At 67.1% G+C, this 25701-nt stretch carries 25 protein-coding genes; 13 read left to right on the top strand and 12 right to left on the bottom strand.

Annotated features, from left to right (window positions below):
- Positions 1-20: 20 nt before the first annotated feature.
- From mnmA to flgK, 3 genes are read right to left on the bottom strand one after another with little or no spacing between them, the layout of a single operon-like run.
- On the bottom strand, positions 21-1181 hold the full coding sequence (gene mnmA / locus ASC79_RS10440) for a tRNA 2-thiouridine(34) synthase MnmA (RefSeq protein ID WP_056025644.1): 1161 nt from the start codon (positions 1179-1181) through the stop codon (positions 21-23).
- A gap of 57 nt (positions 1182-1238) precedes the next feature.
- On the bottom strand, positions 1239-2165 hold the full coding sequence (locus ASC79_RS10445) for a flagellin (protein WP_056025647.1): 927 nt from the start codon (positions 2163-2165) through the stop codon (positions 1239-1241).
- 12 nt (positions 2166-2177) lie between these two features.
- Positions 2178-4274, bottom strand: a complete 2097-nt coding sequence (flgK, locus tag ASC79_RS10450) for a flagellar hook-associated protein FlgK (protein WP_056025650.1) — start codon at positions 4272-4274, stop codon at positions 2178-2180.
- A gap of 408 nt (positions 4275-4682) precedes the next feature.
- Here flgK and ASC79_RS10455 point away from each other — a divergent pair, with 408 nt between their 5' ends.
- The 4 genes from ASC79_RS10455 to ASC79_RS10470 all read left to right on the top strand — a co-directional run bounded on the left by ASC79_RS10455 (position 4683) and on the right by ASC79_RS10470 (position 8796).
- Positions 4683-6161, top strand: coding sequence for a flagellar hook-length control protein FliK (locus ASC79_RS10455; RefSeq protein ID WP_056025653.1), 1479 nt, complete (start codon positions 4683-4685; stop codon positions 6159-6161).
- Positions 6162-6170: 9 nt separating this feature from the next.
- A complete protein-coding gene (locus ASC79_RS10460; protein ID WP_056025656.1) occupies positions 6171-6914 on the top strand; it encodes a flagellar hook assembly protein FlgD in 744 nt (247 codons plus the stop codon).
- 42 nt (positions 6915-6956) lie between these two features.
- The gene (locus tag ASC79_RS10465; protein WP_056025659.1) at positions 6957-8342 is read left to right on the top strand and encodes a flagellar hook protein FlgE; all 1386 of its coding nucleotides are present in this window, start codon (positions 6957-6959) and stop codon (positions 8340-8342) included.
- Between the two features lie 166 nt (positions 8343-8508).
- Positions 8509-8796: a DUF1153 domain-containing protein gene (locus ASC79_RS10470; RefSeq protein ID WP_056025662.1), complete on the top strand. Its 288-nt coding sequence runs from the start codon at positions 8509-8511 to the stop codon at positions 8794-8796.
- A gap of 66 nt (positions 8797-8862) precedes the next feature.
- On the opposite strand, the gene ASC79_RS10475 is transcribed toward ASC79_RS10470, so the two are convergent.
- On the bottom strand, positions 8863-9252 hold the full coding sequence (locus tag ASC79_RS10475) for a RusA family crossover junction endodeoxyribonuclease (RefSeq protein WP_056025665.1): 390 nt from the start codon (positions 9250-9252) through the stop codon (positions 8863-8865).
- An 84-nt stretch (positions 9253-9336) separates the two neighbouring features.
- Here ASC79_RS10475 and fumC point away from each other — a divergent pair, with 84 nt between their 5' ends.
- Complete coding sequence (fumC, locus tag ASC79_RS10480; RefSeq protein WP_056025668.1) at positions 9337-10728, top strand: class II fumarate hydratase; 1392 nt, start codon at positions 9337-9339, stop codon at positions 10726-10728.
- A 68-nt stretch (positions 10729-10796) separates the two neighbouring features.
- Here fumC and ASC79_RS10485 read toward each other — a convergent pair whose 3' ends face one another.
- Positions 10797-11813: a polyprenyl synthetase family protein gene (locus tag ASC79_RS10485; protein ID WP_235528812.1), complete on the bottom strand. Its 1017-nt coding sequence runs from the start codon at positions 11811-11813 to the stop codon at positions 10797-10799.
- Positions 11814-11928: 115 nt separating this feature from the next.
- Here ASC79_RS10485 and ASC79_RS10490 point away from each other — a divergent pair, with 115 nt between their 5' ends.
- On the top strand, positions 11929-12693 hold the full coding sequence (locus tag ASC79_RS10490) for a methyltransferase (RefSeq protein ID WP_156378474.1): 765 nt from the start codon (positions 11929-11931) through the stop codon (positions 12691-12693).
- On the opposite strand, the gene ASC79_RS10495 is transcribed toward ASC79_RS10490, so the two are convergent.
- Positions 12690-13517, bottom strand: a complete 828-nt coding sequence (locus tag ASC79_RS10495; RefSeq protein ID WP_056025671.1) for an acyl-CoA thioesterase II — start codon at positions 13515-13517, stop codon at positions 12690-12692. The two genes, ASC79_RS10490 and ASC79_RS10495, sit on opposite strands and share 4 nt — an antisense overlap.
- Before the next feature lie 132 nt (positions 13518-13649).
- Here ASC79_RS10495 and ASC79_RS10500 point away from each other — a divergent pair, with 132 nt between their 5' ends.
- Positions 13650-14072, top strand: a complete 423-nt coding sequence (locus ASC79_RS10500) for a VOC family protein (RefSeq protein ID WP_056025674.1) — start codon at positions 13650-13652, stop codon at positions 14070-14072.
- A 4-nt stretch (positions 14073-14076) separates the two neighbouring features.
- On the opposite strand, the gene otsA is transcribed toward ASC79_RS10500, so the two are convergent.
- Positions 14077-15450, bottom strand: coding sequence for an alpha,alpha-trehalose-phosphate synthase (UDP-forming) (gene otsA / locus ASC79_RS10505; RefSeq protein ID WP_056025677.1), 1374 nt, complete (start codon positions 15448-15450; stop codon positions 14077-14079).
- A 375-nt stretch (positions 15451-15825) separates the two neighbouring features.
- Here otsA and ASC79_RS10510 point away from each other — a divergent pair, with 375 nt between their 5' ends.
- Positions 15826-16521, top strand: a complete 696-nt coding sequence (locus ASC79_RS10510; RefSeq protein WP_056025680.1) for a M23 family metallopeptidase — start codon at positions 15826-15828, stop codon at positions 16519-16521.
- Here the strand turns inward: ASC79_RS10510 and ASC79_RS10515 are convergent.
- Both ASC79_RS10515 and ilvC read right to left on the bottom strand, forming a co-directional pair.
- On the bottom strand, positions 16518-17006 hold the full coding sequence (locus ASC79_RS10515) for a hypothetical protein (protein WP_056025683.1): 489 nt from the start codon (positions 17004-17006) through the stop codon (positions 16518-16520). The genes ASC79_RS10510 and ASC79_RS10515 overlap by 4 nt on opposite strands.
- A 138-nt stretch (positions 17007-17144) precedes the next feature.
- Entirely contained in the window at positions 17145-18164 is a 1020-nt protein-coding gene (ilvC, locus tag ASC79_RS10520) for a ketol-acid reductoisomerase (RefSeq protein WP_056025800.1), read from the bottom strand.
- Positions 18165-18369: 205 nt separating this feature from the next.
- Here ilvC and ASC79_RS10525 point away from each other — a divergent pair, with 205 nt between their 5' ends.
- Positions 18370-18924 (top strand): DUF924 family protein, encoded by a 555-nt coding sequence (locus ASC79_RS10525; protein ID WP_056025687.1) that lies wholly within the window; start codon positions 18370-18372, stop codon positions 18922-18924.
- On the opposite strand, the gene ASC79_RS10530 is transcribed toward ASC79_RS10525, so the two are convergent.
- Entirely contained in the window at positions 18921-19196 is a 276-nt protein-coding gene (locus ASC79_RS10530; RefSeq protein WP_056025690.1) for a hypothetical protein, read from the bottom strand. The genes ASC79_RS10525 and ASC79_RS10530 overlap by 4 nt on opposite strands.
- A 174-nt stretch (positions 19197-19370) precedes the next feature.
- Between ASC79_RS10530 and ASC79_RS10535 the strand changes: the two genes are divergently transcribed.
- The 3 genes from ASC79_RS10535 (at position 19371) to ASC79_RS10545 (ending at position 21759) form a co-directional block, all read left to right on the top strand.
- Complete coding sequence (locus ASC79_RS10535; protein WP_056025694.1) at positions 19371-20222, top strand: thymidylate synthase; 852 nt, start codon at positions 19371-19373, stop codon at positions 20220-20222.
- Positions 20223-20267: 45 nt separating this feature from the next.
- Positions 20268-20786, top strand: a complete 519-nt coding sequence (locus ASC79_RS10540; RefSeq protein WP_056025697.1) for a dihydrofolate reductase — start codon at positions 20268-20270, stop codon at positions 20784-20786.
- A 61-nt stretch (positions 20787-20847) separates the two neighbouring features.
- A complete protein-coding gene (locus ASC79_RS10545) occupies positions 20848-21759 on the top strand; it encodes an SMP-30/gluconolactonase/LRE family protein (RefSeq protein ID WP_056025700.1) in 912 nt (303 codons plus the stop codon).
- 46 nt (positions 21760-21805) lie between these two features.
- Here the strand turns inward: ASC79_RS10545 and ASC79_RS10550 are convergent, their stop codons facing one another.
- Complete coding sequence (locus ASC79_RS10550) at positions 21806-22906, bottom strand: NADH:flavin oxidoreductase (RefSeq protein WP_056025703.1); 1101 nt, start codon at positions 22904-22906, stop codon at positions 21806-21808.
- 167 nt (positions 22907-23073) lie between these two features.
- Here ASC79_RS10550 and ASC79_RS10555 point away from each other — a divergent pair, with 167 nt between their 5' ends.
- A complete protein-coding gene (locus ASC79_RS10555; protein WP_056025706.1) occupies positions 23074-24351 on the top strand; it encodes a cytochrome P450 in 1278 nt (425 codons plus the stop codon).
- 38 nt (positions 24352-24389) lie between these two features.
- Here ASC79_RS10555 and ASC79_RS10560 read toward each other — a convergent pair whose 3' ends face one another.
- On the bottom strand, positions 24390-25580 hold the full coding sequence (locus tag ASC79_RS10560) for an OprO/OprP family phosphate-selective porin (RefSeq protein WP_162244280.1): 1191 nt from the start codon (positions 25578-25580) through the stop codon (positions 24390-24392).
- Positions 25581-25701: the final 121 nt, after the last annotated feature.

The raw sequence follows: 25701 nt of genomic DNA on the forward strand, positions 1-25701 counted from the left end.
CAGCGTCAGGCCCGCAGCTGTCAGCCGAGGGCGCGCACCGTCCCGGAAATGAACCCGCCGCCGAGCACGCGGTCCGGCTGTTCCGGCGCGTAGAGTACGCAGGCTTGCCCCGGCGCGACGCCTTCTTCTGGCGTGTCGAGCTCCACGGCGATGTCTCCACCACGCACCGACAGCTTGCCGGCCACCGGCTCACGGGTCGAGCGCACGCGCGCCAGCACCGGCCGGCCGGCCGCAGCGGCCATGTCGTCGCCCTCGCCCAGCCAGTTGGTTTCCTTCAGCGTCAGCGCGCTGGTCAGCAGCGCCTCGCGCGGTCCAACCACAACCTGGCGCTTGTCGGCGTCGATCTTCACCACGAACAGCGGATCGCCGACCGCGATGTTGAGGCCGCGCCGCTGGCCGATCGTGTAGCGGGTGACGCCTTCGTGGCGTCCCAGCACCCTGCCGTCCATGTGCACGACCTCGCCCGCCTCCGCGCCGTGCGGGCGCAGGCGGTCGATGATGGTCGTGTATCGGCCTTCCGGCACGAAGCAGATGTCCTGACTGTCAGGCTTGTCGGCCGCCGCCAGTCCCAGTTCCGCAGCCACCCGCCGCACCTCGGGCTTGGGCAGACCGCCCAGCGGGAAGCGCAGGAAGTCGAGTTGCTCGCGCGTGGTCGCGAACAGGAAGTAGCTCTGGTCGCGAGCCGGGTCCGCCGCGCGCATCAACTGCGCCCCGCCCGGAACCTCGGCGCGCTGCACGTAATGCCCCGTGGCCATGGCCTCGGCGCCCAGGTCGCGGGCGACGTCCAGCAGGTCACGGAACTTCACTGTCTGATTGCAGCGGATGCAGGGGATCGGCGTCTCGCCGCGCAGGTAAGCGTCGGCGAAGTCCTCGATGACCTGCTGCTTGAACTTGCTTTCATAGTCGAGGACGTAGTGCGGGATTCCGATGACGTCGGCGGCGGTCCGCGCGTCGTGGATGTCCTGGCCCGCGCAGCAGGCGCCCTTCTTCTGGATCGCCGCGCCGTGGTCGTAGAGCTGCAGCGTCACGCCCACGACGTTATAGCCGGCCCTCGCCAGCAGGGCGGCGGTGACCGTGGAGTCCACTCCACCGGACATGGCCGCGACCACCCGCGCGCCGGGCTTCAGGCCCACGGCGGCGCGTGCAGCTTCCACGGCTGTGTCTGCGAAAAGCGCGTTCATGGCGGGCTATGTAGCGGTTGGCGCCCCGATTTGCGAGGGCGCCCCCGTCATCGCGCCTTACCGCAGGGCGTTCAGCAGCGAAGAATCGCGCAGGGTGATGAACACCTGGGTCGAGGCCTGCAGCGCCAGGGTGGCCTTTTCCAGCTCGACCGAGGCGAGCGGCATGTTGGCGTCGACGATGTCGCCGATCATGCCCTTCAGGCTGTTCTGGCGAGCCGTCAGATCGACCTTCACGTCTTCCACGCGCGCCTGCACCATCCCGTTGCGAGCCGTCTTGTCGATGATGTCGCTGGAGGCCGTGTCCCAGCTGGCGAGTTCGGCGGTCAGGAACGTCCGCTGGGCGTCGGTCATGGTGCCGCCGAACGGTGTCGCCTCGTGGAAGGCCTGCAGCGTCTTGTATGCCTGCAGAATGTCTGTTCCGAGGTCGTCCGCCAGCATGCCGGTCTTCACCGTGGTGGCGTCGTCGACCTTGTGCTCGGTGATGAAGTCGTCGTTCTGGAAGAAGTCCGCGATCGCCGGCGTCAACGGGTTGGTGAGGTCGGAAAGCGCCTGGGCCGTCACCGGCATGGTGTCGATCTTGCCGCCGGCGAACAGGTACTTGCCGCCGTAGCGGGAGTTCATGGCCGAGACCGCGTTGCGGAACTGCGCCTCGATTTCCTGCATCAGCGTGTCGGTGCGGCCGGTGGCGATGGCCTCTTCGATCGCCTGCTTGGTGGAGGCGGCGGCGTCGCCCAGCTGGCCCATTGCGAAGTCCTGGGTGGTCAGCTTGTCGGCGATCAGTTTGTTCTGATCGAGATAGCCGCCGACGCGGGTCTCCACCGAGCGCATCGCCGTCAGCATTTCGGCGTTGCGCGAGTAATCCTTCAGGTTCGCCCCGTTCTCCTGGGTCGCCACCTTGTCGCCCGCAGCCATCTGCTTCTGCTGGGCGAGCATGATGTTCCGAAGAACCAGGCTGTAATTGCCGCCGGTCGTGACGCGATACATCGTCAGGCTCCGTTAAACCATGTTCGTCAGGACGTCGAACAGCTCCTTCGCCGCTTGGATCATGCGGGCGGAAGCGTTGAAGGCCTGTTGATAAGTCGTCAGTCGGACGAGTTCCTCGTCCACGTTCACGCCCTCGACCGCCTCGCGGCGCGCCTGGGCCTCGTTGGACACCGACTCCGCCGCGCTCTTGCGGTTTTCCGCCGCCTCGGCCTGACGGCCGATGGAGCCGCCAAACTCGGCGGCATACCGGGACAGGGTCATGCTGACCGTGCCCAGCGTGCCCGCTGGCGAGAAGGTGGTGGTCACGTCGCCCGCCGCGGCCAGCAGCCTTGCGCCGCGGCCGTCGCCGGCGGTGACCGCCGGCTTGCCCGCCGCGACCGAGAGGTCGAGCGTCGCCAGGCCGAGCTTCATCGGATCCTGCGAGATGGCCGCGTCGATGTCGTAGCGGCTCGCGCGGCCGTTGCGCTCGATGACGCCCAGGCCGAACAACTGGCTCATGGACGGGCCCGACGCCCCGCGCTGGGTCTGGTCCTGGGTGATCGAAAGCGTGGCGTTCTGCGGCGCCGAGCCGCTGAAGGTGAGCGCGCCCTTGGAGTCCAGGCTGAACTGACCGTTGGTGCCGACGCCGGTCACCGGATCGTTCAGCGCCGTCAGCAGGTCGTTCATGCTGTTGGCGGGAGCCGGCGGAACCGTGAAGGTCATGTCGCGGATCGGCTTGCCGTCGGCCTGCGCCAGGCGGAAGCTGATCGTCTGGCCCGGCGTGAAACCGTGCGGGTCCGTGCCCCGCAGCCCGGTCTCGTAGCTCATCATCCCGCCGGAGCGGACGAGGTCGTTGAGGCCGAAGAAGTGCGAGAAGCCGCGGCCGGCCTTGGCCGACGTTCCCTCTTCGATGGCGATCCGGTTGTCGCCGGTCCCCGTCAGGCTCAAGGCGCCATCGGTGAAGCTGGCCGTCGCCGCCCCGCCCATCGCGGTGTTCAGGCTGGTCAGGAAGCTGGCCGGCGTGAACGCCCCGCCAGGAACCATGGTGCCGGCGTCGAAGTCGATGTCGACGCGGCTCTGGACGATGCCGTCCTTGTCAAGGATTGCGACCGTGGTTCTGCCGGTGAAGCCGCCGACCGCGGTCGGCAGGTCGAGTCCGGTGTCGCGGCCGTTCAGCGCCTTGGGCGGCGGCGAGGCCGTGGTCTTGTTGTGAGCCGCGTTGATCTGCTCGACCGTGCGCGAGATGAACTCGCCCAGTTGGTCGGACATGCCCGGAAGCGTCGTATCGCGCAGGTCCATAAGGCCGCGGATCTCGCCGCCCGAGATCTGGATCGGCTGCGGGAAGCCGACGCCGCCCTCCGGCTCGACCGCGATGTAGCCCTTGGTCGCGTCGGTGCGATTGTAGCTGAGCGTCGCGGCCTTGCCGTCGCCGGCCAGCAGCAGCCCCTCGGCCGATCTGACCGTCACGCCGCCATTGGTGCGCTGGGCGACCTGCACGTTCATCAGGGTCGAGAGTTCGTCGACCAACTGGCTCTGAATGTTCTCCGAACCCGAGGCGTCGCCGCTGGTCAGCTTGGCGCGGCTGATGTCGGCGTTCATCTGATTGATCTGCCGCAGCAGATCGTTGATGCGGTTCACGTTCGAGGAGATGCGCGCATCGACGGTCTCGCCCAGCTCATTGATTTGGGCGTTGATGCGGCCGGTCTCGGTAAGAAAGTCCTCGACCTTCGAGATGCCCTGGCTGCGCAGCAGGCTCGAGGAGGGGTCGTCGGCCGCCGCCGCGAAGGCGTTGAAGATCTGGTCCAGGCGCGAGAAGTAGAACGTCTCCTTGCCCGGATTGCCGAACAGGCTCTGCGCGTTGTCCAGATACTGCGAGAAGGCGTCCCAGCGCGAGGCGTCCGAGGACGCCGTCAGCGAGGCCAGCTGGAGATACTGGTCGGTGACCCGCCGCACTCCCTGGATGTCGACGCCCATGCCCTGGCCGCCGACGACCAGAGGGGCCTGGTCGACCTGCTTGCGCACGTAGCCGGGCGTGTTGACGTTGGCGATGTTGTCCGAGGTGACGCGCAGGTTCATCTGGGCTGCATTCAGCCCGGACGAAGCCGTCTTCAGCATAGCCGTCAGTGACACGGTTTACCCTCCGCCCGGCAAAGCCTGACGCGCGACCCGGCCAAATCTGCCGAGATGATGGTGAACGCCCGCGCGAGGGCCATGCAAAAATCCAATCTTTTCAACGAAATCCATTTTGGAGCTCGTCAAACCTGCAAAACACGGCGCAAGACCGGCGCCAGTCGCAGACCACCTCCTCGGCAGGGCGTTTCTTCCAGGGCGGCAGGGACGACCCATCGAACAACTTCGGCTCGGCAAAAAACGCCTGAGCGGGTCGATCAGGCGCCCATCGAAATCACATTTTCACCTTATATTTCAAAGCATTGAAGAGTTGGCGCAAAGGTTGCTCAGAAGGCGTCGAATGTACGCGGCGCAGAAGCGCTCCCACCGATAAGCCCAGGCGACGCCCGGGCGGATTCACCGGAAGCCATGACAGCGCCCCTGTTCAATTTGCCGATTACGAACCCGATCGCCGGGTCCACCGCCACAGCGTCCGGCGGTCAGGGCGCGTTGGGCGGGTTCGAGGCGCTGCTCGCCGCGTTCTTTGGCGCGCCTGCCGACCAGGCGGCTGGCGAAGGCCTGTTCGCCGCTCAGTCCGAGAGCGACGCCAAGGCGGACGGCGACACCAAGCCCGCCGCCGAAGGCGCCGCCGGCGATCCGACCGCGCTCGCTCCGACCGTCCCCAATGACGCCATGACCCTGGCGGCGATGCTGGCCGCGCCGCAGCAACCGGCGTCGACCGCCGCGCCGCCGCAGGACGCCGAGGCGCCCGCCCCGTCGGCGGCGCCCAGCGCGCCCTTCATGCCGCAGCTTCAGCAGGCGGCGGCCGACGCCCCGCCCGCCGCGGCGGCCAAGACCGCTGCGGCCGACCTCCCCGCCGACGCTCCGCTGCAGAACGCCCAACCGGACGCCGGGGCCGAGACGCTCGCCTCCGCCCCGGCCGTCGCCGCCCAAGCCAAGCCCGCCCCTGCCGAAACCTCCCCCAAGGCCGACGCCAAGCCGGCGCCGACCCCTGCCCAGCACGTCCAGGCCGCTCAGGTTCAGCAGCCCAAGGCGCCCGCCCTGGTCGCCCCGCCGGAGACTGCAGCCCAGGCTGAACTGGCCCAGGCCGGGGCCGCCGCTGGAGCGGCCCAGGACGAGGCCGCTCCGCTCGAGCCGCACCAGCCCGCGCGCTCCACCCGCCACGCCGACGGCGCTCGCCGCCGCGGCGGCGAAGCGAACGCGCCGAGCGCCACGGCCCCCGCCAATGACGCCGCCCTGCCGACGGCCGTGACCGCCGCGTCCAACGCCGGCGACGCCGGCAAGTCCGCCGCCAGCCTGGAATCCGAGCCGGCGCTGCTCGCGCCCAAGGAAGCGAAGGCCGAGGCCGCGGCCGCCGACACCCCGGACGCCCAGCCGGCCGCCCCTGCGGCCGCCGCCGCCCAGGCTCATGCTCCGGCCCACGCCGCCCCGGTGCGCGCGACGTCCGAGACCATCGCCAACCTGACCGCCCAGATCGGCAAGAAGCTGGAAGGCCGGGTCACGAAATTTGACGTTGAGCTGACCCCCGGGGGCCTCGGTCACGTCAGCATCGCCGTCGAGATCGCCGCCAGCGGCAAGATGACCGCGGCCATGTCCTTCGACTCTCCGCAAGCCGCCGCCGAGGTGCGCGCCCGCTCCCACGAGCTGCAGCGCGCGCTCGAACAGGCCGGCTTCGACCTGGCCGGCGGCCTGACCTTCGATGTCAACGGCGAGCGTGGCGGCGACGGCCGCGGCCTTGCCCAGCAACAGCAACAGAACGACGGCGCCTCGCGCGGACGCGCCTTCCAGGCGGTGCTCGGCACCGCCGGTGAAGCCGCCGAGTCCGCCGCCGTCGCCGCACTTCAATACGCCCGCCGGTCCGAGACCGGCGTCGATATCCGGATCTAGGGGGCCTCTATGGCGATCGATCCTACCGCAGCTGCAGGCGCCCCCGGCGTAGCCGACACCGGGCGCACGCGCCTGGCCGACAGCTACGAGACGTTCATGAACCTCCTGACGGCGCAGATCAAAAACCAGGATCCGCTGTCGCCGATGGACTCCACGCAGTTCACCCAGCAGCTCGTGCAGATGACGGGCGTGGAGCAGCAGCTGCTGACCAATGACCTGCTGGAAAAGCTGGTCACCAACACTGGATCGGGCATCCAGACCTCGGTCAGCCTGCTCGGCCGCGAAGTCCGCGCCGTGCACAACGAAGCCAAGCTCACCGCCGGCAAGGCCGACTGGTCCTACAAGCTGGACCGCGAAGCCACCGACGTCACCATCGAGGTCGTCAACAGCCTCGGCAAGGTCGTGCAGGTCGAAAAGACCAGCGGCGATGACTTGAAAGCCGGCGACCACACCTACTCCTGGAACGGCAAGGACCGCACCGGCGCCCAGCTGCCGAACGGCGAAACCTACACCCTCCGCATCACCGCCAAGGACTCTGCAGGCGCCACCGTCGGCGTCACCAACTTCATCAAGGGCGTCGTGACCGGCGTCGAGCAGGGCAGCGGCAAGACCTTCATCACCGTCAACGGCGTTCAGATCGGCTGGGAGAAAGTCACTTCCATCGCCGAGGTGCCGAAGACGGCCTCCACCGACACTCCCGACCCCGACAACCAGGACGACGACGAAGACACGACGTCCCAGCAGGCCGTCTGACGGCGCCTGATCCCAGCATTCGTTTAGAAAGGTAGACACCCCATGAGCATCAACAGCGCCATGCTCTCCGGCGTTTCCGGGCTGATCTCCAACTCCTCGGCCCTGGCGGCGATCTCCGACAACATCGCGAACGTCAACACCACCGCCTACAAGCGCAACCAGGTGAACTTCGCCAACGTGGTCACCGCGCAGGCCGTTAAAGGCCGCTACTCGGCCGGCGGCGTGCAGGCTGTCACCCGCCAGTTCATCAGCCAGCAAGGCCTGATCCAGAGCGCCACCTCGCCGACCGACCTCGGCATCTCGGGCGATGGCTTCTTCGTCGTGGCGACCAAGGGCGGCACGCTGACCGCGAACGATGAGCGCGTCTTCACCCGCTCGGGCTCGTTCAGCGTCGACGCCGACGGCTACCTCGTGAACGACGCCAAGCTGTACCTGCAGGGCTGGCCGGTCGCCGATGACGGGACGTTCAACACGAACCCGTCTGACCTGAACATGATGCAGTCGATCAACGTGAAAAACCTCGGCGCGGCGGTGCGCGCCACGGACAACATCGTGGTCAACGCCAACCTCAACAAGACCCTGACCGCCGACGCCGCGAAGAACACGACCTATACGACGCTCGGCGCGGGCGCGATGGCCAACTGGGCCGTCAACCAGGACCCGGCCACCGGCGTCCAGCCCGACTTCACCTTCGAGATGAACGTCATCGACTCCGTGGGCGCCACCCACAAGGTCGCCGTGGCCTTCATCAAGGACAACACCACGCCGAACCTCTGGAAGGCGGAAATGTACGCCGTTCCGGCGACCGACGTTAACGCCCCCAACGGTCTCATCGCCTCTGGCAACGTCGCCTTCACCGCCGATGGCCAGTTGGACCTCGCCGCGGCTGGCACCACCCTGTTCGGTCCGACCGCCACACTGAACCTCGGCGCCTCGGGCAGCGCGGCGACGCCGCGCTGGGCCGACAACCTCGGCATCGAGGGCTCCGACATCGCCCTGGATTGGAGCAAGGTCACCCAGTACGCCTCGCCTTCGACCTTGAACTCGGCCAACTCCGACGGCGCCAACGTCGGCAACGTGGTCGGTGTGGAAGTCAGCGAGGACGGCGTTGTTTCGGCGATCTTCGACAACTCTGAAGTTCGCCAGATTGCGAAGATCGGCTTGGCCAGTTTCGCAAATCCTGACGGCCTGGCGGCGGTCAGCGGCAATGCCTATCGCGCGACGATCCCTTCGGGTGAGTTCGTGATCAAGCAGCCGGGCATCGGCGGTGCGGGCGAAATCGCCGCCGGCACGCTTGAAGCCTCCACAGTCGACCTCTCCGCCGAGTTCACCGGATTGATCACCACGCAGAAAGCCTATTCAGCATCTTCGAAGATCATCACGACTGCAGACCAGATGCTTGAGGAGTTGATCAATATTAAGAGGTAATGCTTGGCGTTAAGCACTCTTAACATTGTCTAACAACTTACACTGTACCAAAAATGGACAACGCCGAATCATGAATAAGGATTTGTTTACTATCGTGATTCACCGGCTGTTATGGCCCACCGGCTACGTTCTGCGTGAACAGTGATGGTCGGAAAGGCGTAAAGCCATGTTGCAACAACAGCAGACGCGCACGAACAGCCGCGGCGAGGCGTACGTGATCGGCCCGACGGGCGCGCCTCTGACGCTGAGGGACCTGCCGCCGGTCGATACCGGCCGCTGGGTGATCCGCCGCAAGGCCGAGGTCGTCGCCGCCGTGCGCGGTGGACTGCTGACGCTGGACGAGGCGTGCGAACGCTACTCGCTGACCAACGAGGAATTCCTCGCTTGGCAGAAGTCGATCGACCGCCATGGCCTCGCCGGTCTGCGCACCACCCGTCTGCAGCAGTACCGCTGATCCCGAGACCCCTCCGGGATCAGCGAACCGCGGCCGCGCTCCGAAAGGGCGCGGCCGCTTTCGTTTTCAGCGCTGGTAGGCGGCGCCCAGCAGGTTGACGTCCGACAGCTTGCGGACCGTCACCACGATCTGCTCGCGCTCCCCGGCCCGCCGCTCCACCAGCAGCCGCGCCACCTGGGCGTCGTCGTGAAAGGTGTAGCCCTTGATCGCGTCGAGGATCGCCTTGGCCAGGTTGTCGAGGTCGATCCAGGGGGGATCGCCGACATACTCCATGACGATGTCGACCGAGAACTCGCCCCAGCTGGGACGCGAACCGCGCCAGGCCTTGCGGAAGAACTCATAGACCAGCGGCTTGTAGTACTTCGCCTGGGTGGTCAGGCCGTCGACCACCACCTCCACGACGCCTTCGGCCTCGCGCGCGCGTACCTTCCCGTGGGATATCCAATCGCCGTCCATGCCCCTCCTTAGGGCCTGCGCGCCTTGCAGTCTCGCGCGCGTTCGCTAAACCGGCGCTGCGAACTCACCGGAGCTGAAGACACCATGACCGCGACCCGCACCGAGACCGACACCTTCGGACCCATCGAGGTCGCGACCAACGTCTATTGGGGCGCGCAGTCGCAGCGTTCGATCGGCAACTTCAAGATCGGCTGGGAAAAGCAGCCCAAGCCGGTGATCCGGGCCCTGGGCATCGTCAAGCGCGCCGCCGCCGAAGCCAACATGGAGCTCGGCAAGCTCGACCCGAAGATTGGCGCGGCCATCGTCGCCGCCGCCCAGGAAGTCATCGACGGCAAGCTGGACGACCACTTCCCGCTGGTGGTCTGGCAGACCGGCTCGGGCACCCAGTCGAACATGAACGCCAATGAGGTGATCTCGAACCGCGCCATCGAGATGCTGGGCGGTGTCATGGGCTCCAAGAGCCCGGTGCACCCGAACGACCACGTCAACATGAGCCAGTCGTCCAACGACACCTATCCGACGGCGATGCACATCGCCTGCGCCGAGCAGGTGGCCAAGGAGCTGATGCCGGCGCTGGAGCACCTGCACGCGGCCCTGAAGGTCAAGGTCAAGGCCTTCGACCACATCATCAAGATCGGCCGCACCCATACCCAGGACGCCACGCCCCTGACCCTCGGCCAGGAGTTTTCCGGCTATTCGCAACAGGTCGCCAATGGCGTGCGCCGGATCAAGGACACCCTCGCCGGCCTCTATGAACTGGCCCAGGGCGGCACCGCCGTCGGCACCGGGCTCAACGCGCCGGTCGGCTTCGCCGAACTGGTCGCCCAGAAGATCGCCGACATCACCCGCCTGCCGTTCGTGACCGCCCCGAACAAGTTCGAGGCCCTGGCCGCCCACGACGCCATGGTCTTCAGCCACGGCGCGATCAACACCATGGCCGGCTCGCTGTTCAAGATCGCCAACGACATCCGCTTCCTGGGCTCGGGGCCCCGTTCGGGCCTGGGCGAACTGGCCCTGCCGGAGAACGAGCCGGGCTCCTCGATCATGCCGGGCAAGGTCAACCCGACCCAGTGCGAGGCCCTGACCATGGTCTGCACCCAGGTGTTCGGGAACAACGCCACGCTCACCTTCGCCGGCGCTTCGGGCCATTTCGAGCTGAACGTCTTCAACCCGGTGATGGCCTACAACTTCCTGCAGTCGTGCCGCCTGCTGGCCGACGCCTCGATCTCGTTCACCGACAACTGCGTCGTCGGCATCGAGGCCCGCGAGGACAACATCAGGGCCGCGCTCGAACGCTCGCTGATGCTGGTCACCGCCCTGAACGGCAAGATCGGCTACGACAACGCCGCCAAGATCGCCAAGACGGCGCACAAGAACGGCACCACCCTGCGCGAGGAGGCCGTCGGCGGCGGCTACGTGACGAACGAAGAGTTCGACGCCCTGGTGCGTCCGGAAAAGATGATCAGCCCCGGCTGATCATCGCCCCATCAACGGAAAAAGGCCGCCCGAGGGCGGCCTTTTTTTGTAGCTCGGCGGCGGGAAGCCTATGCCTTCCGCTGAACCGCGAAGTCGGCCAGGTCTTCCAGGGCCGGACGCCAGCTGTTGCTCGTCGCGAAATCGACCAGCTGAACCTTGGCGGCGGCGGCGTAGTCTGCAGCCAGGGCCAGCGTCGCCCCGTCCGCGCCCGTGGAGGCGACCAGTCCGCGGGCCCGCTCGAAATCCTCGTCGGTCTGTTCGCGACGGCCGACCGTCCGGTCCCAGAACGGCTTCTCGGCGGCGCCGGTGCGCGCGATCGCCAGCAGCAGCGGCAGCGTCGCCTTGCCTTCGCGGAAGTCGTCGCCTGCGTTCTTGCCCAGGGTCGCGCTGTCGCCGCTGTAGTCGAGGGCGTCATCGACCAGTTGAAAGGCCAGGCCCAGGTCCTGCCCGAACTTTCGCAGCGCCTCGCGGCGCTCGGGGCTGGCGCCGGCCGACACCGCACCAGCCTCGGCGGCGGCGGCGAACAGTTCGGCGGTCTTGGCCTTTATGATCTCCAGGTAGAGATCCTGCGACAAATTCAGGTCGTGGGCGCGGGTCAGTTGCAGCACTTCGCCCTCGGCGATCACGCGGCTGGCGCGGGCCAGGATCTCCAGCGCCTGCATGGAGCCGGCCTCGACCATCAGCTCGAACGCGCGGGCGAACAGGAAATCGCCCACCAGCACGCTGGCCGGCGCGCCCCAGATCAGGTGCGCGGCGACCTTGCCGCGGCGCAGCTGCGAGGAATCGACCACGTCGTCGTGCAGCAGGGTCGCGGTGTGGATGAACTCGACCGCCGCCGCCAGTTTCAGGCAGGCGTCGTCCTGCGCGCCGGCCACGCGGGCTGCGGCGATCGTCAGCAGCGGGCGCAGGCGCTTGGCCGACCCGCCGATCAGATGCTCGGCCAGGGCCGGTATCACCGAAACGGGACTTTGCATGCGGTCGCGGATCAGGGCGTCGACCTTGGCCATGTCGGGCTTCGCGAGCTCCAGGAGCCCGTCGATCGAGACGGGTTTTTCGCGGGCGATCGCGGCGCTGGCGGCGTCCAAAATACCGTAACTCCAAGGCTTTCAACGTCGGCTTGAAAGGGGGCCGGCGTTTGCGGGCGACAATGGTCACGGGATAGACCAGGGTCAAGGCGGGCTTAGCCGTCTCCGAGCGCAAATGGAACCAGTGTCAGACCTGACAGACGCCGCAATTTCAGAGGACCGGCTGCTCGGCGGGCGAGTTCTGCTACGCCAGGGTGTGCGCGGCTATCGTGCAGGCATGGATGCGGCCCTGCTGGCCGCCGCCTGCGACGCCGGTGACGGCGCGCGCGTGCTGGAAGCCGGCTGCGGCGCGGGGGGCGCCCTGCTCACGGCTGCGGTCCGCCGGCCGGGCGCACGTTTCGTCGGCGTCGAGCGCGACGGAGCCGCCGCGGGCCTCGCCCGGCAGAACGCCGAGGCGAATGGGCTGGCGGCCCGCGTCGAGATTGTGGAGGGTGACGTCGCCCTGCCCTTCAAACGCCTCGAGCTGCAGCCGTTCGACCAGGCGATGGCCAACCCGCCATTCTTCGATGATCCCACCGCCCTGCGTGCGCCGACGCCGGAGAAGCTCGGCGCCTGGATGGCCGACGGCGGCCTGGCGGCCTGGAGCGCGTTCCTGCTGAAGGCCGTGCGCGAGGGCGGCGCGATCACCATGATTCACCGCGCCGACCGCCTGGCGGACATCTTGGCGCTGCTGTCGCCCAAGGCTGGATCGTTCCAGATCAGGCCGATCCACTCACACGCGGACGCTCCCGCCAAGCGCGTGCTGGTCCGCGCCATCAAGACCGGCAAGGCCCCGCTGCAGCTGCTGCCGGCGCTGGTCCTGCACCCCCGCGAAGGCGCCAAGCATACCGACGAGGCCGAGGCGATCCTGCGCGGCGAGGCGGCGCTGGGCTGGGCCTAGCCCTTGAACCACACCACCTGGTGGGAGACCGCCAGCAGCACGCCGTCGTCGGACCAGAGCTCGGCGCTCTGGTCATTGAAGCCGTGGCGAAAGACGCGGGCGTCGGCGACGCCCAGCAGCGGCCTTGCCCCCTGGCGGGCCAACGCGGCCTCATCGGCCATGAAGTAGCTCGATAGCGACACCGTGGCGACCGGCGGGACGTCGCCGCGAACCTGGAGGATCTTGACCACGAAGGTGTCGCAGATCGCCGCCAGGGACACGTAGTCCAGCGGCCTCGGCGGCTCGTCGCGCACCCAGTTGTGCGACAGGGCCGAGGCCGGCGTTTCTGCGCTGGCGGCGCCCGGGATCGGCGCGCCGCGCTCGTAGCGGAACTCGTAGCGGCCGCGCCAGCCGGCGCGCCCGGCGGTGTCCAGCACCGGCGTCTGCGCCGCCGCGGGCACGCTGGGCGGGGCGCCCGGCGCGTGCGTCCAGGTTTCCCGATCTGGGCCGGTGACGGTGCTGGCGGTAGTGACGACCACACCCGCCTGCCGCATCTCCACCTGCCAGTGCTGGGTCGATCTGCCGTCACGGATCAGACGCACCACGACCTCGAACTCGCCCTCGGCGATGGCGGCGCAGAAGTTGACCGTCTGCGCGACGGGCCGGCCACGGCGTTCGGGGTGATCGAGCACCGCTTTCATCATCACCGCCGCGGTCGTCCCGCCGAACGGCCCAGCCATGTTCCAATAGGCTGCCGAGGTGGCGCCGCGGTAGGCGCCGAGGCCGGTGGCCTCCAGACGGACAGCATCATCGAGCGGGTGCAGAGCAGTGAGGACTTCGGTCATGAGCGCAGCATGACCGGCCTTCTCGTGAACGTCGATAACCTGAAACGCTATCGTATTTTGCAAAGCAAATGATTTACAAAATTAGCCGGCCATTTTAGGAAAGCATTACCTTTCCAAAATGAGGAGGCCGCGATGTCGACCATCACCCTTGAACGACCGCCCCTGGCCGGTTGCATCCTGCGGGTGGCGCGGCCGACGGATCAGATGGAGGCGGTGGTCAGCTTCTATCGGGACGGCCTCGGCTTTCCGGAACTCACGCGTTTCTCGGACCACGACGGCTTCGACGGCGTGATCCTGGGCTATCCGGGCGCGCCCTATCACCTGGAGTTCACCGCCGCCCACGGCCACGCGGCGGGGCGCGCGCCGACGCAGGACAACCTGCTGGTCATCTACATGCCCGATCCGCGCGCCTGGAGCCGGATGATCGGCGTGATGCAGCGCCGCGGACACCGGCCGGTGGAGTCCTTCAATCCCTACTGGGACAGGGAGGGCGTAACCTATGAGGACCCCGACGGCTATCGCGTGGTCCTGCACCAGGGCGTCTGGCCGGTCTGACGACTCAGCGCGACATCAGCGCGCCGACGAAGTCGTCACGCCAGGCCGCCACGTCCGTGCGGCGCAGCCCGTCCATCAGCGCGCTCCAGCGCTCGATCCGCTCGGCCTTCTCCATCCGCAGTCCGCGTACGATAGCCTCGGCGACCTCCTCGCGGTTGAATGGATTGACGATCAGGGCCTGCGTCATCTGCTCGCTGGCGCCGGCGAACTGGGACAGCACCAGCACGCCAGGATCTTCCGGATCCTGGGCGGCGACATACTCCTTGGCGACGAGGTTCATACCGTCGCGCAGCGGCGTCACCAGCCCAATGCGGGCCGCTCGGTAGACGCCGGCCAGCTCGTCGCGACGATAGCCGCGGTTCACATAGCGGATCGGCACCCAGTCCACGGTGGCGAACGCCCCATTGATCCTTCCGGTCACCGCATCCAGCCGGGCGCGGATCTCCTGGTAGGCGCCCACTTCCTCACGGCTCGGCGTCGCGATCTGCAGCAGGAACACCTGCTCGCGCAGTTCCTCGTGGTCGAGCAGGACCTGTTCGTAGGCCAGGAAGCGCTCCTCGAGCCCCTTGGAGTAGTCGAGCCTGTCTACCCCGACGATCATCGCCCGGCCGTTCTGGCTGGCCTGCATCCGCTCGAGTTCCGCTCTGGCGACCTCCCCCGACGCAGCAGCCTCGAAGCTCTCTAGGTCCAGGCCGATCGGGAACGCGCCGATTTTCGTCGAGCGATCGAAGGCATGAGCGACGCCCTCGTCATCGACCGTCCCGCCGACCTCGGCGGTGACGTAGTCGCGGAAGGCGCTCGCCGAATCCTCGGTCTGGAAGCCCAGCAGGTCGTAGTCGAACAACGCCTCGACCAGCGCCGCATGGTCCGGCAGCGTCAGCAGCAGCCGCCGCGCCGGCCACGGGATGTGCAGGAAGAAGCCGATACGATTGCGCACCCCCCGGCGGCGCAGTTCCTGGGCCAGCGGGATCAGGTGATAGTCGTGGACCCAGATCAAGTCGTCCGGACCGATCAACGGCGTCAGCGCATCGGCGAAACGGGCGTTCACCCGCGCATAGCCCTCGCTGAACGAACGCTCATAGGAACTGAGGTCCACGCGGTAGTGGAACAGCGGCCACAGCGTGCGATTGGCGTAGCCGTTGTAGTACTCCTGGCGGTCCTGCTCCTCCAGATCGACGGTCGCCACGGTGACCCCGCCGACCTTCTGGATGGCGATCTGGCCGGTGTACTCCTCGACCGTCTGGCCGCTCCAGCCGAACCAGACCCCGCTGTGCTCGCGTAGCGCCGCGGCCAGCGCCATGGCCAGGCCGCCGACCGCGCCCTCGCCGCCGTCGCCTGGGGGCTGCACGCGATTGGACACCACGATCAGCCGGCTCATCGCGCGCACCCCATCAACAGACGGCCGTCCGCACGTATAGATTTCGTGTTCAGAGACAGTATTTGAGACATTCCTTCGCCGCGGTCAGAACATCTAACGCACACGGCTTGATATCGTCAGATCGCGCTTAGCGGTCCGACCGCACGCCCACGTCAAAATGGGGACGTTACTGCGAACAACTCGCTTTGGTCTTGTACCACATCTCAGCGATGCGTCTCGCGCCCTCACGCAACCGTGACATTAGGCGGAGAGACCAGCGACACCCGGTCACATGCTGCAAGGCTTCAAGAGTCTCCATATGGACGGCCAGGGGCCAAGTCGGGGCCCGGCGTCCAACGCCGGTCAGCCGCCATGTGAAGAGGAAACGACAGACGCATGTTCCGCGCCACGACGACGCCTGCCCCCGACAAGTTCCACATCTGGATGACCCAGACCTGGCTGACCTTGGGCGCCGCCGTTCTGGCCGCCGGCTTCCTGCAGGCCGGCGCGCATGCCGCCGCCCGCGCCGACTTCACCAGCGCCCCCGGGAACAAGCCGCTCGCCCTGGCGCTCGAAGCCGCCCCGTCCGCCGCGGTGACCAAGGTCCTCGCCTGGCAGGGCAAGGATATCGACGGCGACGGCGCGCCTGACTTCGTCAATCCGACCGGCCAGTCCCCGCGTACGCACGACGCCTATGGCTTTGGCGCGTTCGGCGCGTCGCGCGACGGCGGCTCGCGCAAGCACGAGGGCGTCGATTTCATGGCCCAGGCCGGGCAACCGGTCGCCGCGCCGATCTCCGGCTATGTCACCAAGATCGGCATGGCCTATGCCGACAACAAGCGCCTGAAGTTCGTCGAGATCACCAACCCAGCCATCAGCTATGTGGCGCGCGTCTTCTACGTGGACCCCGACGTGGCCGAGGGCGACGTCGTGCGACTGGGCCAGGAGATTGGCACCGCGCATAGCCTCCAGGCCCACTACCCGGGCGGCATGACCGACCACGTCCACATGGAACTGATGGGCCCCAACCAGAAGCGCATGGACGCCACCGCCGTGCTGACCGAGCGCTACGTCACCCGCTTTGGCGCTTAGTCCTTGCGGCGATACGTGTAGTCGTATCGAACCCGCCAACTGACGCCATAGTCGCCCGAACTCTCCGACCACTGGCGAACCGCGCCGTCCGCCGCCGGCTGCAGGTGCATGCGGATCAACACCACCGGTGCGTCTGGACGCGCCTGCTCGCTCAACAGGCTCATCCGGCCGCCTTCCCAGCGGCCCGCGAACAGCCGCCGCGCGCCGGTGGAACCTGACCCGAACTGAACCCACTCGCGGCGCGCGCGATCCCACAGGCTCAGGCTGCCGCCCTCGAACCCGTCGACGCCCTTGAAGGTCTCCCGCAGACCGCACCCCTTGAAGACGGGCGCGATCTCGCTTTCGCCCGCCGGCGCCCCGGTCCGAGTGTCGCGAACCTCCCAGCTGCCAAGCCAGAAGTCGAGTTGGCGGTGTTCGGCGGTCGAGCAGTCGCTGACCGCGGCGGCCGGCGTCGCGGCCTGAAGCATCAAGAGAGGAATGAGCATTCCCCGACCCTGACCCATCATCGCGCCCACCGGCCTGACGCAGCGGTGAACGGCGTCCGGGGCGCGACCAAGCCGGACAAATGAAAAAGGCCCGGACGCGAGTCCGGGCCTTCCTCGTCTCAGAAAGCTGAGCGCCCTTTAGTTGCGGGCTTGGTCGACCAGCTTGTTCTTGGTGATCCAGGGCATCATGGCGCGCAGGCGCTGACCCACTTCCTCGATCTGGTGCTCGCTGGCGCGGCGACGGGTCGCCTTCAGGCTCGGCTGGCCGGCCTCGTTCTCCAGCATGAAGTCACGCACGAAGCGGCCCGACTGGATGTCTTCCAGCACGCGCTTCATTTCCGCCTTGGTGTCGGCGGTCACGACGCGCGGACCGGTGACGTACTCGCCGTACTCGGCCGTGTTCGAGATCGAGTAGTTCATGTTGGCGATGCCGCCTTCGTAGATCAGGTCCACGATCAGCTTCACCTCGTGCAGGCACTCGAAGTAGGCCATTTCAGGCGCGTAGCCCGCCTCGACCAGAGTTTCGAAGCCGGCGCGGATCAGTTCCACCAGGCCGCCGCACAGCACGGCCTGTTCGCCGAACAGGTCGGTCTCGCACTCTTCACGGAAGGTCGTCTCGATGACGCCCGAACGGCCGCCGCCGATCGCCGAGGCGTAGGCCAGACCGAAGTCCAGCGCGTTGCCCGTCGAGTTGTGGTGGATGGCGATCAGGCACGGCACGCCGCCGCCCTTCTGATACTCGCCGCGCACGGTGTGACCCGGGCCCTTCGGCGCGATCATCAGGACGTCGATGCTGTCCTTGGGCTCGATCAGGTTGAAGTGCACGTTCAGGCCGTGCGCGAACAGAAGCGCCGCGCCGTCCTTGATGTTGGGGGCGATTTCGTTGGCGTAGATGCCGCGCTGCAGTTCGTCGGGCGCCAGCACCATGATCGCGTCGGCCCAGGCCGAGGCCTCGGCCACGGTCATCACTTTCAGGCCGTCGGCTTCCACCTTCTTGGCGGTGGCCGAGCCGGGGCGAAGCGCCACCACTACGTCTTTGACGCCGGAGTCCTTAAGGTTCAGCGCGTGAGCGCGACCTTGGCTACCATAGCCTACGATCGCAATCTTCTTGTCCAGGATGCGGGCGAGGTCGGCGTCGCGGTCATAGTAGACGCGCATGATCATTCTCCTGAAGTCGAAGGTAGCCACGGTTCCACGCAACGGCGCCGCAGCAAAGGCCGGGCTATGGAGGGGAATTTTGCGCGGAGGTCAAGGGAAGCTCGCGGCGATGCGGCGTTTCGCCGGAAAAACCGAACTTGAGCGGTCGCGCTTGAACCGAAACCGCCGCTGTCGGACATAGACGATCCTAACCGGAGGGCACTTCATGGCGGCGACACCCAAGGACGTGGTCGGCTTCTGGACGTCGGCGGGACCCGAGAAGTGGTTCGCCAAGAGCGCCAAGTTCGACGAGGCGATCGCCCTGCGGTTCGAACCGGTCCACCACGCCGCGGCCCGCGGCGAGTACGACGCCTGGATGGCCTCGGCCGAAGGCTCGCTGGCCCTGCTGCTGCTGCTCGACCAGTTCCCGCGCAATCTCTACCGCGGCTCGGGGCACGCCTTCGCCACCGACCCCAAGGCCCGCCACGTCGCGCGCAACGCCATCGCCGCCGGCCATGACCGCGCCACCGATCCCGGGCTGCGGCAGTTCTTCTACCTGCCCTTCGAGCATTCGGAGGATATCGCCGACCAGGACGAGGCCATCGCCCTGTTCTCGCGCCTGAAGGACGAGACCGGCGATGCGGAGTCGCTGCGCTGGGCTGACCTGCATCGCGAGATCATCGTCAAGTTCGGGCGCTTTCCGCACCGCAACGCCTGCCTGGGCCGCGTCGCCACCAGCGACGAGCTGGCGTTCCTCAGCGACGGCGGCTTCGCCGGCTAGGGCGCGATCCCGCCGTTGGTCTGGATGTCGGACACCGCCTTGCGAGCCTCGTCCCGCCGGGCCTTCATCTGCGAAGGGGTCATGCAGACCTTCTTGGAGAACCGGCTGCCGGTTTCCGCCTCATACTTGCAGATGACTTTCTCCTCCTTGGCGGCCGTCCTGGCCGGCTCGGGCGCGGGCGCCGAAGCGGGCGGCGCGGCCGGCGGCGGGGCGGTCTCAGGGGCGGCGCTGGACGCCGCCAGCACGGCGGCGAAGGCGAGCGATACGAACATCGAGCTAGTCCTGCAGACGTCGCGACAGACGAGGGCGCGACGATGGGGTTCCTTTCACCAATCTGCGCTATCCGATATTTGGCGTCCAGCTTGTGGACGAGGCGCGATCGAGGCGTTCACGCGAGAGCCGAATCACCACCGAATCACGTCCTGAACAGCAAGCGGTCCCGCCTGATGAACGCTCACGTCGCCATCGCCGAAGCCGCCGCCGACCATCCCGAGCGGCAGTACCTCGACCTGTTGGCCGACATCCTGGCCAATGGCGTGCAGCGCGGCGACCGCACCGGCACCGGGACGCTCGGCGTCTTCGGCCGCCAGATGCGCTTCGACCTGGCCAAGGGCTTTCCGCTCCTCACCACCAAGAAGCTGCACCGCAAGTCGATCATTCTCGAACTGCTGTGGTTCCTGCGCGGCGACACCAATGTGAAGTGGCTGCAGGAGCGCGGCGTCAGCATCTGGGACGAATGGGCGGACGCTGACGGAGAGCTTGGCCCCGTCTACGGCAAGCAGTGGCGCTCGTGGACCGCGCCGGACGGCCGGGTCATCGACCAGATCGCCAATGTGGTCGAGGGGCTCAAGACCATGCCCAACTCGCGCCGCCACATCGTATCGGCCTGGAACCCGGCCGACGTGGACGACATGGCCCTGCCGCCCTGCCACTGCCTGTTCCAGTTCTTCGTCGCGCCAAATGACAAAGGGGGCGGAAAGCTGTCCTGCCAGCTCTACCAGCGCTCGGCCGACGTGTTCCTGGGCGTGCCGTTCAACATCGCCTCCTACGCCTTGCTGACCATGATGGTCGCCAAGGTCACGGGGCTCGAGCCTGGCGAGTTCGTCCATACGCTGGGCGACGCGCACCTCTACCTGAACCACCTCGACCAGGCCCGCGAGCAGCTGGCCCGCGAGCCGTTGCCCCTGCCGGTCATGGAGATCGCCGACAAGCGCGACCTCTTCGCCTTCGAGTTCGAGGACTTCAAGCTGCGCGGCTACAAGGCGCACGACAAGATCGACGCCCCGATCGCGGTCTAGCCAACCTTACAGATTTACCCTGCCAGACTCTGGTATGACCGGCGCATGAGCACCCCGATCCTAACCGCCGGGCCCATCGCCCGGGACCGCAATGGCGTCATCGGCAAGGACGGCGCCCTGCCCTGGCGGCTGAAGACCGATCTCGCCAACTTCCGCGCCGTGACCATGGGCAAGCCGGTGATCATGGGCCGCAAGACCTGGGAGAGCCTGCCCAAGAAGCCGCTGCCCGGCCGCACCAACATCATCCTCACCCGCGACGGCTCGTTCGAGGCTCACGGCGCAGTGATCTGCGACAACTTCAGCGAGGCGGTCTCCATCGCCCGCGAGCAGGCGGCCGAGGATGGCGTGGGCGAGTTCTGCGTGATCGGCGGAGCTTCGCTGTTCGAGCTGGCTCTGGCCCGCGCGCAGCGGATCTATCTCACCGATGTGGACGCCGAGGTCCCCGGCGACGTCACCCTCTCGCCGATCGACGAGGCCCGCTGGACCGAGGTCAGCAGCACGTCGCACCCCGCCGGCGAGGGCGACGAACACGCGTTTAAAATTCGGGTGTTGGAACGCCGCTGATCGGTCATAGTCGGCCCCTCAACGCCACCAATGCGAGTGGCGAGCCGCAGGAGGGACGACCATGGACATGCAGCTTGTCGCCGAGGGCTTGGAGTTTCCCGAGGGCCCCATCGCCATGAACGACGGCTCGGTGATCCTCACCGAAATCAAGGGCCAGCGCCTGACCCGCGTCTATCCCGACGGTCGCAAGGAAACGGTGGTCGAAACCGGCGGCGGCCCGAACGGCGCGGCCATCGGCCCGGACGGCGCCATCTACATCACCAACAACGGCGGCTCGTTCACCTGGCCGACCCAGGACGGCCTGACCATTCCCGGCCCGACGCCCGACACCCACAAGGGCGGCTATATCCAACGCTTCGATCTCGTCACGGGCCAGCTCAAGACTCTCTACGATTCCTGCGAGGGTCGGCCCTTCGTCGGCCCCAACGACCTGGTGTTCGACAAGCAGGGCGGCTTCTGGTTCTCCGATCACGGAGCCAGCACGCCCGACGGCCGCCGTTTCGGGGCCCTCTACTACGCCAAGATCGACGGCAGTCATGTCAGCCGCCAGCGCGACCACCTGATCGCCCCGAACGGCGTCGGCCTCTCGCCGGACGAGAAGACGGTCTATCTCGCCGACACTCAGCTCGGCCGCCTCTGGGCGTTCGACGTGGTCGAGCCCGGCGTTCTGGCCCCGCCGGCCGGCTTCGCGCCCGGCCGCTCGGTCTGCAACCTGCCGGGCGTCCAGTTCCTCGACAGCCTGGCGGTCGAGGCCTCGGGCAAGGTCTGCGTCGCCACCATCCTGAACGGCGGCATCACCGCCTTCGACCCGAACGGCACGGTCGAGCACTACCCCGTGCCCGACTTCATCACGACCAACATCTGCTTCGGCGGCCCGGACATGAAGACGGCGTGGATCACCGCCTCCTCGACCGGCAAGCTCTACAAGACCACCTGGCCGCGGCCGGGCCTGAAGCTGAACTTCAACGCCTAGACGCCTGCATCCCTCCCCCACGCGGGGGAGGGATCAAGCGATCGCCCTAGTACAATTTCGCCAGCGCCTCGCGCTCGAAGTTCTTCAGGTCGGCGGTGCGGCCCTCGCGGATCTTCACCACCCAGTCCGGGTCCTGCAGCAGGGCGCGGCCCACGCCGACCAGGTCGAAGTCGCCCCGGTCCAGTCGGCGCTCCAGCTCCTCCAGCGACGCGGGCTTGGAGCCCTCGCCCGCGAAGGCGGCGATGAATTCGCCCGACAGGCCCACAGAGCCCACCGTGATCGTCGGCACGCCCGTCAGCTTCTTCGCCCAGCCGGCGAAGTTGAGGTCCGAGCCCTCGAACTCGGGCTCCCAGAACCGGCGCTGCGAGCAGTGCAGGATGTCAGCGCCGGCATCGACCAATGCGCCCAGCCAGGCCTCCAGCGCCGCCGGATCCTGGGCCAGCTTCACGTCGTAGTCCTGCTGCTTCCACTGGCTGATGCGGATGATCACCGGGTAGTCCGGCCCCACCGCCTTGCGCACGGCCTTCAGGATGTCGGCGGCGAACCGTGCGCGGCCCGGCAGGTCCTTGGCGCCGTATGCATCCTCGCGGAGGTTCGTACCGTCCCAGAAGAACTGGTCGATCAGGTAGCCATGGGCGCCGTGCAGCTCGATGGCGTCGAAGCCCAGGGCCTTGGCGTTGGCGGCGGCCTCGGCGAAGGCGCGGACCGCGTCGGCCACCTCTTCCTCGGTCATCGGCGCGCCGAACGCCTTGCCCGGACGCGACAGGCCTGACGGGCTGTCATAGGGGCCCGGCGGGCTCCACTCGGGGTCGCGGGTGCGCACATTGCCGACGTGCCAGAGCTGGGGCGCCATCACGCCCCCGACCGCGTGCACTTCGTCGATCACATGCTTCCACGCGGCCAGTTCCTTCTCGCCGTGGAAGCGCGGAACGTTCTTGTCGTTGAGCGAGGCGGGCCGATCGACGCCCGTTCCTTCGGAAACAATCAGCCCGACCTGGGCCGCGGCCCGACGTTTGTAATATTGCGCCACCTCATCGGTCGCCACGCCATCGGGCGAGAACGAGCGGGTCATGGGGGCCATGACGATACGGTTGGGAAGACGCAGGCCCTTGAATTCAAAGGGCTTGAAGAGGCTGTCGGCCGACATGGTCGCTCCGGTTTCAAACAAGTGTTCGTAGAATTCGAATTACCGCACGACCGGTCGTTTTGTCAGTTCAGATTTTCTGTTGCACACCAGCAACTTCCCCTGAAGCCATTCCGGCGCCATTGTCAGGTGAACAGCGGTCACTCAAGGCCGGACTCGGAGGAAATGTGATGAGCGACGGCGCCGTCGATCTTAAGTCTGAAGCTCGCGCCAAGGCCTACGCCCTGCCGCTTGACGAGTTCAACATGGCCGATCCGGAGCTGTTCCGCTCCGATACGATGTGGCCCTACTTCGAGCGCCTCCGGAAAGAGGACCCGGTCCACTACCACAAGGAGGGTCTGCACGAGGATGGCCCCTACTGGTCGGTGACCAAGTACAACGACATCATGGCGGTCGACACCAATCACGAGGTGTTCTCGTCGGAGCCGTCGATCACGATCTTCGACCCCAAGGAAGACTTCCAGCTTCCGATGTTCATCGCGATGGACCCGCCCAAGCACGACGTCCAGCGCAAGACCGTCAGCCCGATCGTCTCGCCGGCCAACCTGCACATGCTCGAGCCTCTGATCCGCGAGCGCATCTGCAAGACCCTCGACAGCCTGCCGATCGGCGAGGAGTTCGACTGGGTCGACAAGGTCTCGATCGAACTGACCACCCAGATGCTGGCCACCCTGTTCGATTTCCCTTGGGAAGAGCGCCGCAAGCTCACCCGCTGGTCGGACGTCGCCACCGCCGGACCGGAATCGGGCCTGTTCAGCTCCACCGATCCGGAGGTCGCCGACCAGGAACGCAAGATGGAGCTGTTCGAGTGCGTGGACTACTTCACGCGACTCTGGAACGAGCGGGTCAACGAGCCGCCTAAGGGCGACCTGATCTCCATGCTCGCCCATGGCGAAGCCACGCGGAACATGGACCGCATGGAGTACCTGGGGAACCTGATCCTGCTGATCGTCGGCGGCAACGACACCACCCGCAACACCATGACCGGCTCGGTCCTGGCGCTGCACCAGAACCCCGACCAGAAGAAGAAGCTCTACGAGAACCCGGCCCTGATCCCCTCGATGGTCTCCGAGACCATCCGCTGGCAGACGCCGCTCGCCCACATGCGCCGCACCCTGAACCGGGACTTCGAGTTCCAGGGCAAGCAGATGAAGAAGGGTGACAAGGTCATCATGTGGTACGTCTCGGGCAACCGCGACGAAGAGGTCATCGACCGCCCGAACGACTACATCATCGACCGCGAGCGCCCTCGGAACCACATGTCCTTCGGCTTCGGCATCCACCGCTGCGTGGGCAACCGTCTGGCCGAACTGCAACTCAAGATCCTCTGGGAAGAGATCATCGCACGCTTCCCCTCCATCGAAGTCCAGGAAGAGCCGCGGCGCGTCCTGTCGTCCTTCGTGAAGGGCTACGAAGAGCTGAAGGTGATCATCCCGTCCAAGCTCTGATCGAGACTTGAGGGGGCCGCGCCAGCGGCCCCTTCACTTCAGAACACGATCTGCAGACGGCCGGCCAGGCTGTCGCCTTCATCGGTGCCGGCATACGGGCCGGCGCGGTGCATGACCTCCCAGTGGCTGAGATTGACCATCAGCCGCAGCCAATCCTCCAGCCGCCAGTTGAGGCCGACCTCGGCCTCGCTGCCCTTGCCGCCCATTGGCGCATCGGTGTTGTCGAGCGTCTGGTAGCGCACCGCCACCTCCCACGCGCCAGGCCCGCCCTTGGACACCGGCGATCGCGGCCCAATCTTCACGAACGTCCCGCCCCGGCTTGAATAGGCCGCGTTCTCGCCGGTGATCATCCAGCCTGCAGTCCAGGCGGTGGCGTCGACGGCCACATGGTCGCTGCGGGTGTCGATCTCCCGCCGCCCGGCCTCGACGAACCCCCACAGCGGGCCGCGCACCGCGCCCAGTTCCAGCCCGTATCCCGCACCATGCAGCGGGTCGCGCAGGGCGCCGAGCGGCACCTGCACCTCCTTGTTGATGTGCCCGGCCCAGGAGGTGTTGCGCGCGTGGCTCGCCAGGTCGGCCGGAAAGTCCTCGTAGAAGCCCCAGGCCCCGAGGTGGATTATCCCCTGCCCCGACTTGACCGGATTCCAGTGCGCGCGCGCCAGGTAGGAGGTCACGTCCCTGGCCACGCCCTTGTTGCCCGGATCGTCGCCGGCGACCTGCGCCGTCACGTGCCAATCCGCGCCATAGACCTTGGCGATGCCGCCCCAGCCATAGAAGCCCTTGAGCGGGATCACCGCCAAGGCCACGGCGTTGCGCTCCAGAAACGGCGTGCCGTCCGAGCTGCTGGAGCCGTCGACGCCGCGCTCGCTCAGCCGGTTGCCCAGCACCAGCTCGACATCCTTGCCGGCCCAACGGTCGCGCCAGGCCAGATAGGTGCCGCGCAGGATCGCCTTGTCTCCCGCGAAATCGCCTTCGGCGGTGTAGAACAGGTGCTCGCCCACCATGCCCTCGACCCCGAAACGCAGGGCGCGGACCTCGTCGCCGTAGAAGTTGCGCTCCGAAAACGCCGAGCCCTCGGTGCTTGAGGCGTCCAGCAGCAAACGCCCCTTCGGACGCAGGCTGAACCCGCCGTCCTGCGTTACGAACTGGCGGCCGTCCCAATGGAAGTCGACGTCCGACGCGACGGCCGGCGCAGCGCACGCGGCCAGGGCGCAAGCCAAGGCTGACAACTTGAGAATGACGACGCCCCCAGCGGATCGCTTCCGCCACATGCGGCGTACCTGCTCGTCGACTAGACGCAGCGATTCAAGCTTCCAGCAGCAGACCGAGGGATCTATTTTTCAGAACCGC

The sequence above is a fragment of the Phenylobacterium sp. Root1290 genome (assembly GCF_001425305.1).
GTDB lineage: Bacteria > Pseudomonadota > Alphaproteobacteria > Caulobacterales > Caulobacteraceae > Phenylobacterium.

Excerpts from the sequence above, each read along its gene's own strand:
- mnmA (WP_056025644.1), bottom strand. The coding sequence starts at position 1,181 with ATGAACGCGCTTTTCGCAGACACAGCCGTGGAAGCTGCACGCGCCGCC.
- ASC79_RS10445 (WP_056025647.1), bottom strand. The coding sequence starts at position 2,165 with ATGTATCGCGTCACGACCGGCGGCAATTACAGCCTGGTTCTTCGGAAC.
- ASC79_RS10455 (WP_056025653.1), top strand. The coding sequence starts at position 4,683 with ATGACAGCGCCCCTGTTCAATTTGCCGATTACGAACCCGATCGCCGGG.
- ASC79_RS10460 (WP_056025656.1), top strand. The coding sequence starts at position 6,171 with ATGGCGATCGATCCTACCGCAGCTGCAGGCGCCCCCGGCGTAGCCGAC.
- ASC79_RS10465 (WP_056025659.1), top strand. The coding sequence starts at position 6,957 with ATGAGCATCAACAGCGCCATGCTCTCCGGCGTTTCCGGGCTGATCTCC.
- ASC79_RS10470 (WP_056025662.1), top strand. The coding sequence starts at position 8,509 with ATGTTGCAACAACAGCAGACGCGCACGAACAGCCGCGGCGAGGCGTAC.
- ASC79_RS10475 (WP_056025665.1), bottom strand. The coding sequence starts at position 9,252 with ATGGACGGCGATTGGATATCCCACGGGAAGGTACGCGCGCGCGAGGCC.
- fumC (WP_056025668.1), top strand. The coding sequence starts at position 9,337 with ATGACCGCGACCCGCACCGAGACCGACACCTTCGGACCCATCGAGGTC.
- ASC79_RS10490 (WP_156378474.1), top strand. The coding sequence starts at position 11,929 with ATGGAACCAGTGTCAGACCTGACAGACGCCGCAATTTCAGAGGACCGG.
- ASC79_RS10495 (WP_056025671.1), bottom strand. The coding sequence starts at position 13,517 with ATGACCGAAGTCCTCACTGCTCTGCACCCGCTCGATGATGCTGTCCGT.
- ASC79_RS10500 (WP_056025674.1), top strand. The coding sequence starts at position 13,650 with ATGTCGACCATCACCCTTGAACGACCGCCCCTGGCCGGTTGCATCCTG.
- otsA (WP_056025677.1), bottom strand. The coding sequence starts at position 15,450 with ATGAGCCGGCTGATCGTGGTGTCCAATCGCGTGCAGCCCCCAGGCGAC.
- ASC79_RS10510 (WP_056025680.1), top strand. The coding sequence starts at position 15,826 with ATGTTCCGCGCCACGACGACGCCTGCCCCCGACAAGTTCCACATCTGG.
- ASC79_RS10515 (WP_056025683.1), bottom strand. The coding sequence starts at position 17,006 with ATGCTCATTCCTCTCTTGATGCTTCAGGCCGCGACGCCGGCCGCCGCG.
- ilvC (WP_056025800.1), bottom strand. The coding sequence starts at position 18,164 with ATGCGCGTCTACTATGACCGCGACGCCGACCTCGCCCGCATCCTGGAC.
- ASC79_RS10525 (WP_056025687.1), top strand. The coding sequence starts at position 18,370 with ATGGCGGCGACACCCAAGGACGTGGTCGGCTTCTGGACGTCGGCGGGA.
- ASC79_RS10530 (WP_056025690.1), bottom strand. The coding sequence starts at position 19,196 with ATGTTCGTATCGCTCGCCTTCGCCGCCGTGCTGGCGGCGTCCAGCGCC.
- ASC79_RS10535 (WP_056025694.1), top strand. The coding sequence starts at position 19,371 with ATGAACGCTCACGTCGCCATCGCCGAAGCCGCCGCCGACCATCCCGAG.
- ASC79_RS10540 (WP_056025697.1), top strand. The coding sequence starts at position 20,268 with ATGAGCACCCCGATCCTAACCGCCGGGCCCATCGCCCGGGACCGCAAT.
- ASC79_RS10545 (WP_056025700.1), top strand. The coding sequence starts at position 20,848 with ATGGACATGCAGCTTGTCGCCGAGGGCTTGGAGTTTCCCGAGGGCCCC.
- ASC79_RS10550 (WP_056025703.1), bottom strand. The coding sequence starts at position 22,906 with ATGTCGGCCGACAGCCTCTTCAAGCCCTTTGAATTCAAGGGCCTGCGT.
- ASC79_RS10555 (WP_056025706.1), top strand. The coding sequence starts at position 23,074 with ATGAGCGACGGCGCCGTCGATCTTAAGTCTGAAGCTCGCGCCAAGGCC.